Annotated in this window: 12 protein-coding genes; 3 read left to right on the forward strand and 9 right to left on the reverse strand. The window is 58.9% G+C overall.

What is annotated here, in order from left to right:
* Positions 1-101: 101 nt before the first annotated feature.
* Positions 102-2366 carry a catalase/peroxidase HPI gene (katG, locus tag ACIOZM_RS01695; protein WP_401208770.1) on the reverse strand — a complete coding sequence of 755 codons (2265 nt, stop codon included), beginning with the start codon at positions 2364-2366 and terminating at the stop codon, positions 102-104.
* Positions 2367-2643: 277 nt separating this feature from the next.
* On the opposite strand from katG, the gene ACIOZM_RS01700 reads away from it, so the two are divergent.
* Both ACIOZM_RS01700 and ACIOZM_RS01705 read left to right on the forward strand, forming a co-directional pair.
* The gene (locus ACIOZM_RS01700; RefSeq protein ID WP_401208773.1) at positions 2644-3060 is read left to right on the forward strand and encodes a hypothetical protein; all 417 of its coding nucleotides are present in this window, start codon (positions 2644-2646) and stop codon (positions 3058-3060) included.
* 343 nt (positions 3061-3403) lie between these two features.
* The gene (locus tag ACIOZM_RS01705; RefSeq protein ID WP_401208776.1) at positions 3404-3526 is read left to right on the forward strand and encodes a hypothetical protein; all 123 of its coding nucleotides are present in this window, start codon (positions 3404-3406) and stop codon (positions 3524-3526) included.
* 56 nt (positions 3527-3582) lie between these two features.
* On the opposite strand, the gene ACIOZM_RS01710 is transcribed toward ACIOZM_RS01705, so the two are convergent.
* The 8 genes from ACIOZM_RS01710 to ACIOZM_RS01745 all read right to left on the reverse strand — a co-directional run bounded on the left by ACIOZM_RS01710 (position 3583) and on the right by ACIOZM_RS01745 (position 10898).
* On the reverse strand, positions 3583-5814 hold the full coding sequence (locus ACIOZM_RS01710; protein ID WP_401208778.1) for an LTA synthase family protein: 2232 nt from the start codon (positions 5812-5814) through the stop codon (positions 3583-3585).
* Between the two features lie 206 nt (positions 5815-6020).
* On the reverse strand, positions 6021-6527 hold the full coding sequence (locus tag ACIOZM_RS01715) for a hypothetical protein (RefSeq protein ID WP_401208781.1): 507 nt from the start codon (positions 6525-6527) through the stop codon (positions 6021-6023).
* Positions 6528-6647: 120 nt separating this feature from the next.
* Positions 6648-6845: a helix-turn-helix transcriptional regulator gene (locus ACIOZM_RS01720; RefSeq protein WP_401208783.1), complete on the reverse strand. Its 198-nt coding sequence runs from the start codon at positions 6843-6845 to the stop codon at positions 6648-6650.
* Complete coding sequence (locus ACIOZM_RS01725; RefSeq protein ID WP_401208786.1) at positions 6842-7219, reverse strand: hypothetical protein; 378 nt, start codon at positions 7217-7219, stop codon at positions 6842-6844. Before ACIOZM_RS01725 ends, ACIOZM_RS01720 begins: the two co-directional genes overlap by 4 nt.
* 153 nt (positions 7220-7372) lie before the next feature.
* On the reverse strand, positions 7373-7852 hold the full coding sequence (locus tag ACIOZM_RS01730) for a copper chaperone PCu(A)C (protein WP_401208788.1): 480 nt from the start codon (positions 7850-7852) through the stop codon (positions 7373-7375).
* Positions 7852-8457, reverse strand: coding sequence for an SCO family protein (locus tag ACIOZM_RS01735; RefSeq protein WP_401208791.1), 606 nt, complete (start codon positions 8455-8457; stop codon positions 7852-7854). The genes ACIOZM_RS01730 and ACIOZM_RS01735 overlap by 1 nt, the downstream gene beginning before the upstream one ends.
* Positions 8458-8614: 157 nt before the next feature.
* Positions 8615-10027 carry an efflux transporter outer membrane subunit gene (locus ACIOZM_RS01740; protein ID WP_401208794.1) on the reverse strand — a complete coding sequence of 471 codons (1413 nt, stop codon included), beginning with the start codon at positions 10025-10027 and terminating at the stop codon, positions 8615-8617.
* 76 nt (positions 10028-10103) lie between these two features.
* On the reverse strand, positions 10104-10898 hold the full coding sequence (locus ACIOZM_RS01745; protein ID WP_401208796.1) for a helix-turn-helix transcriptional regulator: 795 nt from the start codon (positions 10896-10898) through the stop codon (positions 10104-10106).
* A gap of 477 nt (positions 10899-11375) precedes the next feature.
* On the opposite strand from ACIOZM_RS01745, the gene ACIOZM_RS01750 reads away from it, so the two are divergent.
* On the forward strand, positions 11376-17789 hold the full coding sequence (locus ACIOZM_RS01750; protein ID WP_401208799.1) for an amino acid adenylation domain-containing protein: 6414 nt from the start codon (positions 11376-11378) through the stop codon (positions 17787-17789).
* Positions 17790-17866: the final 77 nt, after the last annotated feature.

Here is a 17866-nt window from a genome sequence, read left to right on the forward strand (position 1 = left end):
TTTAAAAAATCTTGTTGCAGCGGCGCCCCGTTGATTTTTTTTTATTTTTATTTAAATAAAAAAAGATCGCAGCGTGCCGCAGCTCCTACAGTTGTTTTGCTTTACTTCAGGTCGAACCGGTCCAGGTTCATTACTTTCGTCCACGCGGCGACGAAGTCCTTCACGAACTGTTCCTTCGCATCAGAACTGGCATACACCTCGGCCACGGCCCTTAGTTGCGCGTTGGAACCGAACACCAGATCAACCCGTGTCGCCGTCCATTTTGTGTTACCGGTTTTACGGTCACGCCCCTCGAACTCGTCTGCATCCCTTGTAGTCGGTTTCCACTCCACACCCATGTCCAGCAGATTGGTGAAGAAGTCATTGGTCAGCGCTTCAGTCTGGCTGGTGAACACGCCGTGGCGGGTTTGCCCGACGTTGGTGTTCAACACGCGCAGGCCACCTAGCAGCACGGTCATTTCCGGAGCGGTGAGGGTCAGCAGTTGTGCCTTGTCGATCAATAGCGCCTCGGCGGAAACCGTGTATTTGCCTTTGCTGTAGTTGCGGAAGCCGTCGGCGATGGGTTCGAGGAAGCCGAACGACTCGACATCGGTCTGCTCTTGCGTCGCATCGGCACGCCCTGGTGAAAACGGCACCGTCACCGAATGCCCGGCATTTTTCGCTGCCTGTTCAACCCCGGCGTTGCCCGCGAGCACGATCAGGTCGGCCAGCGAGACTTTCTTGCCGCCACTGTTGAACTCGTTCTGGATGCCTTCCAGTGCTGTCAGCACTTTAGCCAGTTGCTCAGGCTGGTTGGCTTCCCAGGATTTCTGCGGTGCCAGACGCAGACGTCCGCCATTGGCGCCGCCGCGTTTGTCGGAGCCACGGAAAGTCGAGGCTGCCGCCCAGGCAGTGGATACCAGCTGCGATACCGACAACCCCGAGGCAAGGATTTTGCTCTTCAGCGCCGCAGCGTCGTTGGCGTCGATCAGCGGGTGGCTGACGTCGGGGATCGGGTCTTGCCACAGCAATTCTTCGTTCGGCAGCTCCGGTCCGAGATAACGCGACAAAGGCCCCATGTCACGGTGGATCAGTTTGTACCAGGCGCGGGCGAAGGCATCGGCGAGTTGATCGGGATTGGCCAGAAAGCGCCGTGAGATCTGTTCATAGGCCGGATCAAAACGTAGCGCCAGATCGGAGGTAAGCATGGTCGGTGAGAGTTTTTTGCTCGGATCGTGAGCATGCGGAACGGTGCCGGCGCCGCCGCCGTTTTTCGGTATCCATTGATGCGCACCGGCCGGGCTCTTGGTCAGTTCCCACTCGAAGCCGAACAGGTTTTCCAGGTAGTTGTTGCTCCACCGGGTTGGTGTGGTGGTCCAGGTCACTTCCAGGCCGCTGGTAATGGTGTCAGCACCTTTACCGGTACCGAAGGCGTTTCTCCAGCCCAGGCCTTGTTCTTCGAGGCCGGCAGCTTCCGGCTCAGGGCCGACATTATCGGCAGGGCCGGCGCCGTGGGTTTTGCCAAAAGCGTGGCCGCCAGCGATCAGCGCCACGGTTTCTTCATCGTTCATCGCCATGCGGCCAAAGGTTTCGCGGATGTCCTTGGCGGAGGCGACCGGGTCCGGGTGGCCTTCAGGGCCTTCCGGGTTCACATAAATCAGGCCCATCTGCACGGCGGCGAGCGGGTTTTCCAGATTGCGTTCGCCGTTGTCGGTGCGGCTCTGTTCATGGCCGTGCTCTGCGGGTTCGGCCACCAGTGTGCCGTCGCCGGGGTCCTGCATGATTTTCTGTTCTTTGCCGTAACGGGTCTCGCCACCCAGCCATTCGGTTTCCGAGCCCCAGTAGACATCTTCATCCGGTTCCCAGACATCGGCGCGACCGCCGGAGAAACCGAAGGTCTTGAAGCCCATCGACTCCAGCGCCACGTTGCCGGTGAGGACAATCAGGTCGGCCCAGGAAATATTGCGCCCGTATTTCTGTTTGATCGGCCACAGCAGGCGCCGGGCCTTGTCGAGGCTGACGTTGTCCGGCCAGCTATTGAGCGGGGCAAAACGTTGCTGGCCGGAGCCGGCGCCACCACGACCATCGCCAGTGCGGTAAGTCCCGGCGCTGTGCCAGGCCATACGAATGAAGAGGGGGCCGTAGTGGCCGAAGTCTGCCGGCCACCAGTCCTGCGACTGGGTCATCAGCGCGGTGATGTCCTGTTTCAGCGCCTGGAAGTCGAGGCTCTTGAAGGCTTTGGCGTAGTCGAAGTCCTTGCCCAGCGGATCGGACTTGGGCGAATGCTGGCTGAGGATCTTCAGATTGAGTTGATTCGGCCACCAGTCGCGGTTCGTCGTGCCGCCACCGGCAGCATGATTGAACGGGCATTTCGATTCATTTGCCATGTTCGGGTCCTTATCAGGTCTGTGCGGCCGGCTCGTGCCGACTTCGGACTTGTAAGGCTAGACCCGACTTGGCAAGTCAGCTAATAGGCCGACTATTGGGCGCTGATAGAGGCAGTCTTTTCCTGATGTTATCGCTTTAGGAATTAAAAAGAAGTTTTTTACCGCTACAGGATCTAAAAAACTGTCACTTATGACAGTTGGTGTTACTCGGTTATTAGCTTAATTTTACAACGCTGTTATCAGGAAACTAATTGAATTTAACTTTGGAGTATTGATTATGGAAATGCAAGAATTCTTGGAGCTTGCAAGAAATGATGAGACCACTGGAACCTTTACCGCTGAGGTTGATGGGCGTCAATTTCTTGATGCCACAACCGTCACTTTTTACCACCACGAAAAAGCCTTCATTGTTCACGCTAGTGATAACACTGGAGGCGGGGTTGTTTTTGATTTTCCCGCTGACACAGTCGGTGACGAAACTCACACCGTACACTTCCCTGCGAGTATGCTATTGCTTAAATGGTACGCCAAATTCAAGCCTGAACATGAGGACTACTCTGAGATTAATGACTTGCGGGCAGGCTCCGCAAAATTTTATCTTAGCGATGATAGAAAACATGTTTATGGGGAAATTGATTTTGTTCTGTGGCGTGAACGACGAGTGACAGGGAAGTTTGATCTTGTCAGGAAATGATCCAGTGTCGAGGTTTTGTTATATTCCGTTTTTTACGGGGTGAACTTCCTAGCTGCAGTCTTGGCTTGTTATCAGGATTACTGGTTGATGAGTTGGCAGGAAAGTTGTGGGCTGTCGAAGCTCAACCGCTGCTTCAGCGGTTGAGCGGCCGAACGTGTGGTCAGGTGCTCGGCCGGGACGAGCCTTTGGGCGTTTCCAGATATTCCAAGGGGCTCGGGCTTCGGTTGTCGGGTTCTAATCAATCTAAAAAACTGTCATGCATGTCAGTGGCGACAGGTGTTGTGTTCGCCTGGTTTGCATGGGCAGGTGCGTACTTTTCTCAGCAAAAAAAGGAAGAAGAATCATGTCAATTGAAACGGTTCATCATGGTTCGGATGTTCATCGAGCGGGAGTAAAAAGAACTGTTGATTTTGGTTTGAGCGAAGGCAGGAAAGTAACAGGCTCTTTTGATATCAAGAAAAATTAGTCAGTAACAAACTGAATAAGGACGTAACTGTTGAATACGTCCTCATCATAAAAAGCTCAACTTGACTGAGCGGTGTCGTCATCCGGCACCTCATCCAGCAGACCTTCCTGCCCCGGCAGTTCAGTAATCACGCTGAAATCCGTCACCTCAACTGCGCCCAGCCCATACCCCAGCAAGTGGAAGGAAAAGGCTTTGCGCTGTTGCGGGTTGTCGAAGCTGAAATCCATCTCCAGCGGCTGATCGGCCGTTGCGACCATTTCCGTCGGCAGACCGAGTTGCACGTCCTGCTCGAACTCCTTGGCCTTGAGCTGGATGTACGCGGCTTGTTGCGGATCGACCGAGCGCACAGTCAGGCGCACGCGGGTATGCGAGCCCTTGGGCATTTCCAGATACTGCGCACCGATCAGGTTGTCGGCCCAGTCATCCTTGATCTGCGCTTGCAGCGGGATGATGTTGGTGCTGCCGAACTGGTATTGATGATTCAGCGGCGAGCGCAGCAGCGACAGATCCAGCGCATTGGCGCGGGCGGCGATCTGCCGGGCGCGCTGGCCGGTGACATTGCCTTTGTAGGTCGCGCTTTCGGCGATGAATCCTTCGCTGGCGTAATAACGGCAGCGACGCGGCATGTCGCACTCGGCGAGGATGCCCCGGCCATCGTGATAGCGCAGCTTGCCGTTGGTGTACGACATGATCTCGCGGCCCGAGTCGTAATCGCGAAACAGCGAACGGCCACTGAGCGCGGAGGGCACCGGCAAGTCGAAGTAGTCGAGGATCGACGCGCTCAGATCGACGTGGCCGTAGACCCCGGCGTTCAAACGCGGCAATTGTTCCTGCTCGGGCGCCAGCGTCAAATTGAAACCCCAGGAGGAAGCGAGGCGCACGCCGTCGATGCCGTGTGATTCGTCTGAGGTGATCACCACCAGTGTGTCTTTGAGTACGCCTTGACGCTCAAGTCCACTGAGGAATTGGTCCAGCGCATCGTCCAGGTAACCGACTGCCGCCTGTTTCGGCGTTTCGTAACGTTCCAGATAATCTTCCGGCGCCGAGTACGGCTGGTGCGTGCCGACGGTCAGCAGAGTCAGCATCCATGGCTGCTTGTGCTTTTTCAGTTGGCCGACATAGTCCAGCGCACCTTCGAAGAACGCCTTGTCATCCTTGCCCCACGGGAATTCCAGATAGTTGGCGTTGGTGAACCATTCCAGGCCATGGGTCGCATCAAAACCGATGTGCGGCATGATCTTGTCTTTGGCCATGAAACGCAGGCCGGCACCTTGCAGGTAGTGCGTGGCGAAACCGTTTTTGCGCAATTGCGCCGGCAGACAAGCCTGATTGCGTTCGTGCTGGGTCAGCATCTCCACGCCTTTGGGCGTGCCGTTGTTCAGTTTGTCGTAATCGCCGCAAAGCATCGCGTACAGACCGCGGATGGTCTGGTGGGTATGCAGCACGTAATCCGGGGTATTCATGCCGCGCTCGGCCCAACGGCTGAGGTTGGGCATCAGGTTTTCCTGATAATGGCTGCCGATGGCCTCCCGATTGGCGCCGATGTACGCGCCGGGAATGCCTTCAAGGGTGATGATCAACACATTGCGCGCCTGGCCCGGTGCGGCCAGCAGTTTGTGTCCGCTCAGGTCGACATCGGTCAGGCCGGCCATGGCTGGCGCTTCTTCGACGACGTCGCCATCAAGCCATTCCTCGGCTTGCATCTGCATATCGGCGACCTGAGTCGCCAGCAACTGATGCGGCAAGTTGTACAGACGCCATGCATCGGCGTCGTTCGGCCAGAGGTTTTGCCCGCCCCAGTGCGCGACAAACAGTACAACCGGTACGCTCCAGGCTGCGCGGGGCAGGGCCGGGACGGGTTGGGTGCGGTTGGCGAAACGGGTCAGCAGCCACAACATCAGTGACAGCAGCAAGGCAATGGCCAGCGCCGGATGGGCAAAGCCGCCTCCGGTCGAATTCTCCACAAACTGCGGGTCAATCAGGTAATGCAGATCGGAAGGGTTTGGCAACCTGCCAACGGCGCTCACCAATTCTGCCGTCGCCACCGCCAACAGGCCCCAGAACAACAGCACCGGCAGCGCCAGCCACAGTGGGCGACGATGCAAAAGCACCACCAGTGCCGAACCAATAGCCAGATCCGACACATAACCCAGTGGCGACGACCAGCCGAGTACCGCGCGCAGGCAAACGGGTACGATCAACACCAGGAAAATCAGGGAAAAGAGGCGGGCATGAGGATGCCGCAACGCGTGTAAAAGAACGCTCACAAAAAAAGACCTTCCAGCCATTAAAACGTCATAAAAGTGTGCGCGATGATACCAAGGCTGGGCTGTCTGATCGCCCTTTTAAACACATAGCTGCTCTGGTATCGGCTTCGTGGGCAGATTGGCTGAGAGCGGGGCTGGTACTCGTGTCAGGCGTAATGTGGCGGGGCGGCGGGGTCATCCCGCCGGGGGATTTATTGTTTCAGGCTGTTTAAAGGTCCGTGCTGCAATCAACGCTTGCGCGACAACACCTGACGCACACGCTCTCTGGACATCGCCGAATCATTGGTTTGGGGTTGTTGCCGAGGTTTGTCTGGATTGGCGGCCAATTGTTTCTTGCGCTTGGCAATCTGTCGCCACTGATAGCCGAAATAACCGGCGGCGACGAAGAAACCCAACGCACCTGAAAGTAAACCGACGACATTCCACAGCACGAAAGTGATCAGCAACGTTTTCCAGTTGAACGGCGACAGAGGCAACGGCTTCGCAGGTTTGGCGTGTTCTTCCGGTACTTGTTCCGCGATGGGTTGCGCCTGATGCACGGCATTCAGATCGAAGCGCAGTGCGACGTTCATGCCGGGCATTTGCACATCGAGCCGGTTACCATCGACCGAATGCACGCGAATCTCGCGATCAATGACCGACACCGAACTGAAACTGATCTGGGTTTCGGTACGGCTATCGCCGTTCACGACGGTGAACACGGTGGGTTGATCGCCATTGTTGACGTCGCGCATGTCGATTCCTTGAGTAAATGCCTGACGCCGCTCCGACGTGCAGAAAAAATCCGTAAGCGGCAAATGCTACTGAGTGACCACCACCCTGTCCAGAAAGCTGCAGTCCAAAGGGACAGAGATTCAGCCCAGCCCATCATCAAAAATCCTCTCAATCGACAACTCAAACGCCCGGGCAATCTGAAAAGCCAGCGGCAGGCTTGGGTCGTAGCGTTCGTTTTCGATGGCATTGATCGTCTGGCGCGACACGTTCAGGCGTTCGGCCAGATCGACTTGCGACCACTTACGCTCGGCGCGCAGTTCCTTGAGGCGGTTTTTCATTGGTAGCGACGCTTGGCGATGTTCAGGCCGATCATCCACATCAGGCCCATCACCGGCCACACCCACAACCACGGGACGTGCGGGGCGGCGTTGACGCTTTCGAGAAAACCGTAGCTGAAGGTCAGCAATGCTGAAGCGGCAAAGGCAAAGCCGAGGGCTTCGTACTGAATACGCAGGTACATTTCGTCCAGGCGACGCATGTCGCGCACGATGGCCCAGCAGAACAGGCAAACCGGAATCATCGGCGTCAGCACAATCAGCGTGCGCAGAAAGATGTTGGCATCCGGCAGATACTGCAACGCGAACTGCGAGGCCAGTAGCACCAACATGTACAGCGCCATTGCGGCGGCCATTTCGCGATTGAAATTCTTCATTCTTTACTTCCTATGTAAAAGACGCTTTACATAGTCGTTTAAGCGTCTGCGCATGTAAAGCAAGCTTTCCATTTTTTTTGCTGCCCGAAAACGCAACGGGGCGGCATGATCACCGATCATGCCGCCCCGCAGGTATTACCGATCAGTCAGCGATCAATGCATTTTGCTGTGATCATGACCTTCCATGTTGGTCAGCGAGCGCACGGCTGCCTTCACTTCAATGGTCTGTTTCTCGCCCTTGGCGTCTTCCACGGTCAGGGTCAGCGGCACGCTTTCGCCTTCTTTCAGTTGACCGGTCAGGCCCATCAGCATCACGTGATAGCCGTTCGGATCGAAGCTGACAGCCTTGCCGGCCGGCAGGTCCACGGATTTAACCGGGCCCATGCTCATCACTTCGTTCTTCATGGTCATTTCGTGGATCTGTACGTCCTTGGCCACTGGCGAGGCAACGCTGAGCAGTTTGCTGTCGCTGTCGGCGGTGACGGTCATGAACGCGCCGCTGGCGGACTGGGCTGGCACGGTGGCACGGACCCAGGCGTCGTCGACTTTGGTCTGCGCCGATACCTGGAACGCCAGGCCCAGCAGCGACAGGCCGAACACGGCGCGTTTGATGTTGTTCAGAACGGGGTGCATCAGCAAACCTCCATAACAGTAAGCAAATCTTCCGTGCATTCTTCTGCCGAAAGCGATGTGGACAGACCCATGCGCAACCCACCACGGGAGTCGTAGACGTAACTGGTGGAGGTGTGGGAGATGGTGTAGGTGTCGCCGGCCGGGACTTTCTCGTAGAACACGTCGAATTCCTTGGCCGTGGCCTTGGTTTCTTCGAGTGTGCCGTACAGCGCGACGAAGCTCGGGTCGAAGGCTTTCATGTAGGCATCGAGGATTTGCGGCGTGTCGCGTTCAGGGTCGAGGGTGATGAAAATCACCTGAAGGCGGTCGCCGTCCTTGCCCATCAGCTTCTTGATTTTCGCCGCGCGGGCGAGGGTGGTCGGACAGACCGCCGGGCATTGAGTGAAGCCGAAGAAGATCATCGGCATCATGCCGCGAAAGCTCGACAGCGACATGGTCTCGCCGTCAGTGTTCTTCAGTTTGAAGGTGCGTCCGAGGATCTTGTCGCTGAGATCCTTGCCGTACTTGTACGACAGTTCGCCGCGGGTGTCGCAGCCGGCGAGCAGGCCGAGCCCGAGCACACCCATTCCTGCAAGCACCTTGCGGCGAGTCAACAAAGCCGTCATCTGATACCGCCCTTTGGAGCCCGTCAGTCGGCAGGACTGGCGGGCGGGTTAACCGTAAAAGCGGCGCATGATACCAAACTGAACCGGCGAGTCGGTTTTCGATCGGCTGACAGGGTGTCGCAGGGCGACAAAAGGTGTAAGAAAAAGTGACGAGGAATCACAGAGCTTTTGCTTCTGCGGCACTCCAGCCCCCGCCCAGCGCGGTGTACAGGTTCACTTCGGCGACCAGTTGCGCCAGCCGGTCAGTGATCAGGCCCTGTTGCGAGCTAAACAGCGAACGTTGGGCGTCGAGGAACACCAGACTGCTGTCGACGCCGCTCTGATAACGGTGTTGCGCCATGTCGTAATAGTCCTGCGTGGCTTGCACCAGATCGCGCTGCGCCTGCAGTTGTTGCTGATAGGTGCTGCGCGCCGCCAGTCCGTCGGAGACTTCCTGAAACGCCGTCTGAATCGATTTTTCGTAATCGGCGACCAGAATGTCTTTCTGCAACTTCGAATAATCCAGACTCGCCCGCAGGCTGCCGGCATTGAAAATCGGCAGGTTGATTTGCGGCTGGAAGGTCCACGCGCCGGAGCCACCCTTGAACAGCCCGGACAGATCGCGGCTGGAGGTGCCGGCATTGGCGGTCAGGCTGACACTGGGGAAAAACGCCGCCCGCGCCGCGCCGATGTTGGCGTTGGCGGCCTTGAGTTTGTATTCGGCTTCGAGAATGTCCGGACGCCGTTGCAGCAGATCCGACGGCAGCCCGGCCGGTACTTGTTGCACCAGATCGCTGGCCAGCGGGCGCCCCGGCAGAGCCTCGGAAACCGGCGCACCGACCAACAAGGTCAGGCCGTTGAGATCCTGCGCGACCTGGCGCTGATAGCGGGCGAGGCTGGCGCGCGTGCTGTCGACACTGGTCTGCGCCTGAATCTGATCCAGCGCCGACGACTTGCCGGCCTCGCGGTTGCGCGTGGTCAGGTGCAGGCTGCGTTCGTCGGCGCTGAGGGTCTGGCGGGTCAGTTCGAGTAGCTCCTGATCGGCGCGCCAGGTCAGGTAGGCATTGGCGACGTTGGCCACCAGACTCAACTCGGCGCTGCGCCGGGCCTCTTCGGTCGACAGCCAGGTCAGCAGCGCCTGCTCGCTGAGGCTGCGTACCCGACCGAAAAAATCCAGCTCATAAGCGCTGACGCCAAGGTTGACCCCATAAGTCGAGTTGATCATCGCTTTGCTGCGGGTCACGCTGGCCGGCATCCGTTGACGCGATTCGCTGGCATTGGCGGACACGGCGGGCAGCAGATCGGCACGCTGGATGCGGTATTGCGCCTGAAACGCCTCGACATTCAACGCCGCCACACGCAAGTCGCGATTGTTCACCAGTGCACTTTCGATCAACTGTTGCAGCGCCGGATCGTTGAACAGCGTGCGCCAGTCTGCGCTCATGGTCGCGGCCTGGCTCGGCGCCGGGTAAACCGAGCCATGCGGATACTGCGCGGCACTCGGAGAGGCGGGGCGCTGGTACTCGGGAATCAGGGAGCAACCGCCTAATAGCACTGCCATGGACAGAAGAGACATACGCAAGGCGGGCATCAACGACCTCGTTAATAAAGAAGGGCCTGATGTCACTCAGGAGCTTGCAACAAGTTATTTGTGTGTTCCAGCCGGTTCAGGCGCCGGCCATCCATTTCGCCAGACCGTGCCGGCCACTGACTCCGAGCTTGGCGGTCGCGCGTTTGAGGTAGGTCTCGATCGAGCTATTCTTCACCCGCAGTTTCAATGCCATTTGCGGCACTGTGCCGCCCGTCAGCAAACCGAGGCAGACTTCCTTTTCCCGCGCCGATAAAACAATTCCACCCAACGCCAGGCGTTCATCAAACACCTGCTGCAACGGTGCCTGCTCCATATCTGTCGAAAGCGGGCGCGGTTGTCTGGCATCGGTTTGCCGGCTGATCTGCGCATGCCGTTCGATCAGCGGCAGCAGGGTGTCGGAGAGGCTTTTGAGGAACGACAACTCCGGCAAGGAAAACACCCGATGCGTATGAGGTCGGTAAAACGAGATAACGCAGCGACGGTTCGAGGTGCGCGACACCAGATTGCATTGATGGGCGCTGTGCAGCGGGTGTCGGGGCCGGGGTGGGGCTTTGAGTTGAATCAGCAGCGAGTCATTCATCTCGATCATTTTTTCCAGCAGCGGATGATCGTCAGGACGCTCCAGCGGATTGGGCGGCGGAAAGGCCTGCGGTAGACCGGCGCTGCCCAGCGGTTTGATCTCGACGACGCTGGCCTGCCGTTCGTCCAGCGTCCACTCGCTGAGATCGACGCGGTTGACCGGCACCAGCGTGTCGACCAACTGGAACATGTTGGAGGCGAAATGATCGTCGCCAGTGCTTGCGATCAATTCCCCGAGTTGCCAGTAAAAGTGCGGGTTTTCCATGTTGCGAATGCTGCCGGTCAGATTCATGTCCTTGTCATCCTTGATTTAGAGTCTTCGCCGAGTCGTCCGCCGTATATGCAAAAGCCGCTCACGCAACCATTTCTCCTTGAACAGGTTTGGAGCGGGATTTAAGCCTATGGATTTGTCCTGCGTCTGTAGGGGAAATCAGGGACACAAAGTGCCAGCATTTCTGAAAGTTGGCGCTGGGATATTGGCGGGGTTTATTAAACAAACAGCGTCACGCATGACTGAGTGGTCACGCCGAAGCCCCGTAAACCGGGAATTGATGTTCTTCGAGTGTTCAACACGCGGGTAAATGGCGGCGCTGGCGTGTGGCGTATTTCCTACAAACTTTTCAGATTTTCCTCTCCGAACTTTTAGATCTGGCCCGCAAGGTTCAGGTTGGTGACGTGTGCGAGCACGTGGGTTGTCCGGGTTTCAGGTGTCACGTCGGCAAAGGGGCCGATGCTTGAATACCCGCCAAAACCACATGAGAAGGATCTTATGCAGCCTACTTCTGCGAACGCGGCGGGCGAACTGTCCGTGACTTCCGAGACGTTCCCCCTGACCGCCGCCCAACGCGATATCTGGTTTGATCAATTGAGCAAGGGCGACTCACCCTTGTACAACATTGGTGGTTATGTCGAGCTAAAGGGTGCGTTGGACGCGGAAACGATGGCCGCAGCACTCGAAATTCTGGTGGCCAGGCACGATGCGTTGCGCACGGTGCTGTTGCCTGGTGCCGGCGCGGATGGCTTGCCGTTGCAGCGGTTTGCCGAGTCACTGCCGGTGTTGATGCCGTATTACGATTTTTCCACCTACGCCAATCCCCAGGCAGCAGCTCAGACACTGGTCGAACAGCAGATGGCGCAGGCGTATGCGCTGGAGGGGCAACCGCTGTTCCGTTTTTGCCTGATCCGGCTCAGTCACCAACGTTACTGGCTTGCCGCTCAGGCCCATCACCTGATCATCGATGGCTGGGGTTTCGGCCTGCTGTTCAAGGCTGTGGGGGAGATTTACAGCGCGCTCGGCGAGGGACAGCCGCCGGAGCGGTCGGCGCCGTCCTATGTCGATTTCATCGATGATGGTCAGCGTTACCGCGACTCGCCGCGTTATGCGCAGGACCGGGCGTACTGGCTGGACAAATACCGCAGCGTGCCTGAACCCTTGCTGACCGCGCGCTATCGGGTGAACACCGAGCAGGATGTGGCACCGAGTCGCGTGCATATCCAGGCGTTTCCCGCGATGTTGCATGAGCGCATGAAACACGCTGCCAGTGAGCTTCGCGGCTCGGCGTTCCATGTGCTGCTGGCGGCGCTGCATGTGTATTTCAGCCGAACCTTGCAGCGTGACGAATGGATCGTCGGCTTGCCGATTCTCAATCGCTCCGGGGCCCGCTTCAAGACCATGTTTGGCTTGTTTACTCAGGTCAGCGCGATGCACATGCGCTATGGCCGCAGCGTGTCGTTCGCGGAGCTGATCAAGGCCATCGGCGATGACTTGAAGCAGGATTTTCGTCATCAACGGTATCCCCTGAGCGAGATGAACCGGGCGCTCGGGCTATTGGGCGAAGGTCGTTCGCAGCTGTTCGAACTGTCGGTCTCTTATGAGCAGGACGACCATGACTATCGCTACGGCGAGGCGCCCGGGCATGTGGTCAAAGTCTCCAATCAACATGAAGCGACCCCGCTGGCGATTCATTTGCGCAGCAATCGATTCAATGACAAGGCATGGCTGCATCTGGTCTATTCCCCGGAGTATTTCGAGGCAAACGAAGTCGAAGCGTTCGTCCAGCGTTTGCTGTTGATACTCGAGCAGGGCCTGGAAAACATCGATTTGCCAGTGGCCGATTTCAGCGTTGGCACTCCGGCAGAGGCCGCGCTGTTGCAGCAGTGGAATGCCACCCGCGTCGATTATCCGCAGGGGCAGACGATTCATCAGCGTATCGAAGTCCAGGCGTGCGAGCGGCCGGATGCAGTGGCGGCGATCTCTCAGGGGCGACGGCTGACCTATGCCGAGTTGAATCGGCAAGCCAACGCCTTGGCGCATCATCTGATCGGTCTTGGTGTGCGCCCGGATGATCGCGTGGCCATCGTCGCCCGTCGCGGGCTGGAGACGCTGGTCGGGCTGTTGGCGATTCTCAAGGCCGGCGCCGGTTATGTGCCGATTGACCCGGCGCACCCGGCCGAACGCTTGAGCTATCTGCTCGGCGACAGCGCGCCAGTGGCGGTGCTGACGCAAAGCGCTGTACGCGGGCAGTTGCCGTCGCTGCAAGTGCCCGTGATCGAACTGGATCAGCGCACATCGCCGACGACTGATTTCGGTAATCCGCAAGTACCCGGACTGACAGCGTCGAATCTGGCTTATGTGATTTACACCTCAGGCTCCACCGGTTTGCCCAAGGGCGTAATGGTTGAGCACCGCACGCTGTGCAACCTCGTCGATTGGCACTGCGATGCTTTCGATCTGCGCGCCGGCTCGCAGACTTCAAGCCTCGCCGGATTCGGTTTCGATGCCATGGCCTGGGAAGTCTGGCCAGCGCTGTGCGTGGGCGCCACGTTGCATTTGGCGCCCGCCAGTGACGGTAACGAAGATGTCGATGCGCTACTCGACTGGTGGCGCGCGCAGCCGCTTGAGGTGAGTTTTCTGCCGACGCCGATTGCCGAATATGCCTTCAGCAAGAACCTTGAGCATCCGACCCTGCGCACGCTGTTGATTGGCGGTGATCGCTTGCGCCAGTTCACCCGCGCGCAGTCTTTTCAGGTGATCAATAACTATGGCCCGACCGAGGCCACAGTCGTTGCCACTTCAGGGAAAATCGAAGCGGGGCAAGCGCTGCACATTGGCAAACCGGTGAGCAATGCCACGCTGTATTTGCTCGACGAGCAACAACAACCGCTGCCGCCAGGCGTTACCGGCGAGTTGTACGTCGGTGGTGCCGGTGTCGCCCGTGGGTATTTGAACCAGGCCGAACTGAGCGCCGAACGCTTCCTGCGCGATCCGTTCAGCGATGAGCCGAACGCCCGCATGTACCGCACCGGTGACCTTGCGCGCTGGCGTGTCGACGGCAATCTGGAATATCTGGGGCGCAATGACGATCAGGTGAAGATTCGCGGTGTGCGTGTCGAATTGGGCGAGATTGAAACGGCGATCAGTAGCCATGACGCGGTGCAGGAGGCCGTGGTGCTGGTGCGTGACGGGCAACTGCTGGCCTGGTTCACCGAGTCCGAACCGCTGGACATCAACCAATTGCACGCGCACCTGCAAAGCCGTCTGCCCAGCTCCATGCTGCCGGGCGCTTATGTGCGCCTGGCGAGTCTGCCGCTGACCGCCAACGGCAAACTTGACCGCAAAGCCTTGCCAGCGCCGGGTCCGGAAGCGCTGATCCGCCGAGTCTATGAAGCGCCGCAGGGCGACGTTGAAACCGCGCTGGCGCAGATTTGGGCAGAGGTGCTGCAGGTTGAACGGGTCGGTCGCCACGATCATTTTTTTGAACTCGGCGGGCATTCATTGCTGGCGGTGATCCTGATCGAACGCATGCGCCAGATCGATCTGAGCAGCGACGTGCGCGTGCTGTTCAGTCAGCCAACTCTGGCAGCGCAAGCCGCTGCGGTGGGCACCGGGCGCGAAGTCGAAGTCCCGGCCAATCTCATCCCGCCCGATTGCACGCACATCACCCCGGAGCTTTTGCCGCTGGTGCAACTGCCGCAAACGGACATCGATCAAATCGTCGCCACAGTGCCGGGCGGGGCCGCCAATGTGCAGGATATTTATCCGCTGGCGCCGTTGCAGGAAGGCATTCTTTATCACCACATCACCGCCGCGCAGGGTGATCCGTACCTGCTGCAATCGCATCTGGCGTTCGACAGTGTCGAGCGCGTTGAAGCCTTCGCCGAGGCTTTGCGAAAGGTCATGGCACGCCACGATATTCTGCGCACCGCAGTGGTTTGGGAAGGGTTGGTGACGCCGGTTCAGGTGGTCTGGCGCGACTCCATATTGCCGGTGCAGGAAGTCCAACTCGATCCGGCTCGGGGGGCAATCATCGATCAATTGCATGAGCGTTTCGACGCCCGGCGCTATCGCCTCGACGTCAGTCAGGCACCGCTGATTCGTCTGGTGTATGCGCGTGATCCGGCGCTCGGTCGAGTGGTCGGGATTTTGCTGTTCCATCACCTGGCCATGGACCACATCGCGCTGGAAGGCATGCGCAGCGAGATGCTGGCCAGCCTGTCGGGGCAGGCCGAACCGCTGGCGGCGCCTGTGCCGTATCGCAACTATGTGGCGCAGACGCGTCTGGGTGTCAGCGAGCAGGAACACGAGGTTTTCTTTCGCCAGATGCTCGCTGATATCGACCAGCCGACCTTGCCGTTCGGCTTGCAGGAAGTGCAGGGCGATGGTCGCGGTATCGAAGAGGCGCAGCAAACGCTGGACGGCGATCTGTATCAGCGTTTGCGCAGTCAGGCGCGGCAGTCTGGGGTCAGTGTCGCGAGCCTGATTCACCTTGCGTGGGCGCGGGTTTTGGCGGTGACGTCGGGGCAGGATCGCGTGGTATTCGGCACTGTGCTGATGGGCCGCATGCAAGGGGGCGAGGGTGCCGACCGCGCCTTGGGCGTATTCATCAACACCTTGCCGCTGCGTATTGATGTCGATGCCGGTGTGCTCGCTGCCGTTCAGGCGACGCATACGCGGCTGACGGCATTGCTCGGGCATGAACACGCTTCGCTGGCGCTTGCTCAGCGTTGCAGCGGTGTTGCGGCACCGTCGCCGTTGTTCAGTGCACTGCTCAACTATCGACACACTGCCGAGACTGAATTGCTTGAACCTTCCCGTCACGCCCGCCACGGCATCGAGACGCTGGCCAACGAAGAACGTACCAATTACCCGCTGACCTTGAGTGTGGATGATCTCGGAAACGGCATGCGGATCACCGCGAGGACCTTGTCGGGTATCGGCGCAAAGCGGATTTGCGGTTACGTACAAGCGGCACTGAGCGGCTTGGTGCAGGCGCTCGAAAGCGCGCCGCAACAGCCCTTGAATGGTTTGCCGATCCTGCAAGACGCAGAGTTGCAAAAACTCTTGGTCGAGTTCAACGTCACGGAAGTTGATTGTCTTCTGCAACAGCCAATTCAGGCGTTGTTCGAAGCTCAAGTCCGGAGCAAGCCAGACGCCATAGCCTTACAGGCAGACGGGCGCAGCCTGAGCTACCGCGAACTCAATGAGCGCGCCAATCAACTGGCTCATCACCTGCGCGATCTCGGCGTACAGCCGGATTCGCGGGTGGCGATCTGCGTCGAACGCGGGCTGGATCTGGTGATCGGTTTGCTCGGCATCTTGAAGGCCGGTGGCGCCTATGTGCCACTGGACCCCGACTATCCGCCGGAGCGTTTGCATTTCATGTTGCAGGACAGCGCTCCGCTGGCGGTGCTGGTGCATGCCGCCAGCCGAAACCTGCTTGGTGATCTCGACCTGCCGTTGATTGAACTCGACCGTTGCACCTGGCGCGAACAAGCCAAAAGCAACCCGCAAGTGCCCGGTCTGAGCGCTTCGAATCTGGCTTACATGATCTATACCTCCGGCTCTACCGGTAAGCCAAAAGGCGTGATGATCGAGCACCGCAGCGCCTGCAACATGGTGCATTGGGGTTCACAAATTTCTGCGCCCACCCAGCACGGCGCGCTGCTGCAAAAAGCGCCATACAGTTTCGACAGTTCGGTCTGGGAGATCTTCTGGCCACTGTGCTCCGGCCTGCGTCTGGTGTTGGCGCGCGCGGACGGCAATCGCGATTCAGCCTATGTGACGCAAGTGATTCGCGAGCGGCAGATCACCGTGGTGAAGTTCGTCCCGGCGCTGCTGCAGCAGTTCATCGAAGAGGACGACGTTGATCAGTGCACCAGCCTGACCGATGTGCTCAACGGCGGTGGCGAGCTGAGCGTCGCGCTGGCCCGGCGTGTTCGCGAGCGCCTGCCTTGGGTGCGATTGCATAACGTCTATGGTCCGACCGAAACCACCGTCGACAGCAGCGGCTGGACGCTGGAGCCGCACATGCCGGTGCCGCAGAGTGTGATCCCGATCGGCAAGGCGCTGTGCAATACCCGGTTGTACGTCCTCGACAAGCACGATCAGCCAGTGCCGCTCGGCGTCAGTGGGCAGTTGCACATCGGCGGCGTCGGTGTTGCGCGCGGTTATCACGGTCTGCCCGAGATGCAGGCCGAGCGCTTCATCGACAGCCCGTTTGTAGCGGGTGATCGCCTGTACCGCACTGGCGATCTGGTGCGCTACGACGCCAATGGCAACTTGCAGTTTTTGGGGCGCAACGACTTTCAGGTCAAGTTGCGTGGCCTGCGACTTGAGCCGGGGGAAATCGAAGCGCGGCTGATCGAACATCCGGCCGTGCGTGAAGCGCTGGTGCTGGTGCGCGATGAACGCCTGGTCGCCTGGTACACCGTGCGCGCCGGAATTGCCGCCCCGAGCCTTGAAGTTTTGCGGGCGCATGTACTGGAACGTTTGCCGGAGTACATGGTGCCCGGTGCGTTTGTGCTGCTGGACGCGTTGCCGTTGACCCCCAACGACAAGGTTGACCGCAAAGCCTTGCCGGCACCGGGGGCCGACGCCGTGCTCAACCGGCCATATCAGGCGCCCGAAGGGCAGGTTGAAAGCGCACTGGCGCAGATCTGGGCCGAGGTGCTCAAGGTCGATCAGGTCGGGCGTCACGACAATTTCTTCGAACTTGGCGGGCACTCGTTGCTGGCAGTCAGTCTGGTAGCGCGGATGCGTCAGGCCGGACTGCACGCCGACGCTCGCTCACTGTTCAGTCAGCCGACGCTGGCGGCACTGGCGGCCAACACCCGCAATCAGGCGCAGAAGATCGACATTCCGGCGACCACCATCCCCACCCTGAACCGCAAACGAAGGCTCTGACATCCAAATCCTGTGGGAGCGGTGCTCAAGCCAATGGCTTGTCCCCGCTTCCCATGTCAGACACCCACGCTCCGATG

This window comes from Pseudomonas sp. NPDC087346 (assembly GCF_044744235.1).
Taxonomy (GTDB): domain Bacteria; phylum Pseudomonadota; class Gammaproteobacteria; order Pseudomonadales; family Pseudomonadaceae; genus Aquipseudomonas.

Coding starts and splice junctions, on each gene's coding strand:
- ACIOZM_RS01710 (WP_401208778.1), bottom strand. CDS start 5,814: ATGGCTGGAAGGTCTTTTTTTGTGAGCGTTCTTTTACACGCGTTGCGG.
- ACIOZM_RS01745 (WP_401208796.1), bottom strand. CDS start 10,898: ATGAATCTGACCGGCAGCATTCGCAACATGGAAAACCCGCACTTTTAC.
- ACIOZM_RS01700 (WP_401208773.1), top strand. CDS start 2,644: ATGGAAATGCAAGAATTCTTGGAGCTTGCAAGAAATGATGAGACCACT.
- ACIOZM_RS01720 (WP_401208783.1), bottom strand. CDS start 6,845: ATGAAAAACCGCCTCAAGGAACTGCGCGCCGAGCGTAAGTGGTCGCAA.
- ACIOZM_RS01705 (WP_401208776.1), top strand. CDS start 3,404: ATGTCAATTGAAACGGTTCATCATGGTTCGGATGTTCATCGAGCGGGA.
- ACIOZM_RS01735 (WP_401208791.1), bottom strand. CDS start 8,457: ATGACGGCTTTGTTGACTCGCCGCAAGGTGCTTGCAGGAATGGGTGTG.
- ACIOZM_RS01725 (WP_401208786.1), bottom strand. CDS start 7,219: ATGAAGAATTTCAATCGCGAAATGGCCGCCGCAATGGCGCTGTACATG.
- ACIOZM_RS01740 (WP_401208794.1), bottom strand. CDS start 10,027: ATGCCCGCCTTGCGTATGTCTCTTCTGTCCATGGCAGTGCTATTAGGC.
- ACIOZM_RS01715 (WP_401208781.1), bottom strand. CDS start 6,527: ATGCGCGACGTCAACAATGGCGATCAACCCACCGTGTTCACCGTCGTG.
- ACIOZM_RS01750 (WP_401208799.1), top strand. CDS start 11,376: ATGCAGCCTACTTCTGCGAACGCGGCGGGCGAACTGTCCGTGACTTCC.
- katG (WP_401208770.1), bottom strand. CDS start 2,366: ATGGCAAATGAATCGAAATGCCCGTTCAATCATGCTGCCGGTGGCGGC.
- ACIOZM_RS01730 (WP_401208788.1), bottom strand. CDS start 7,852: ATGCACCCCGTTCTGAACAACATCAAACGCGCCGTGTTCGGCCTGTCG.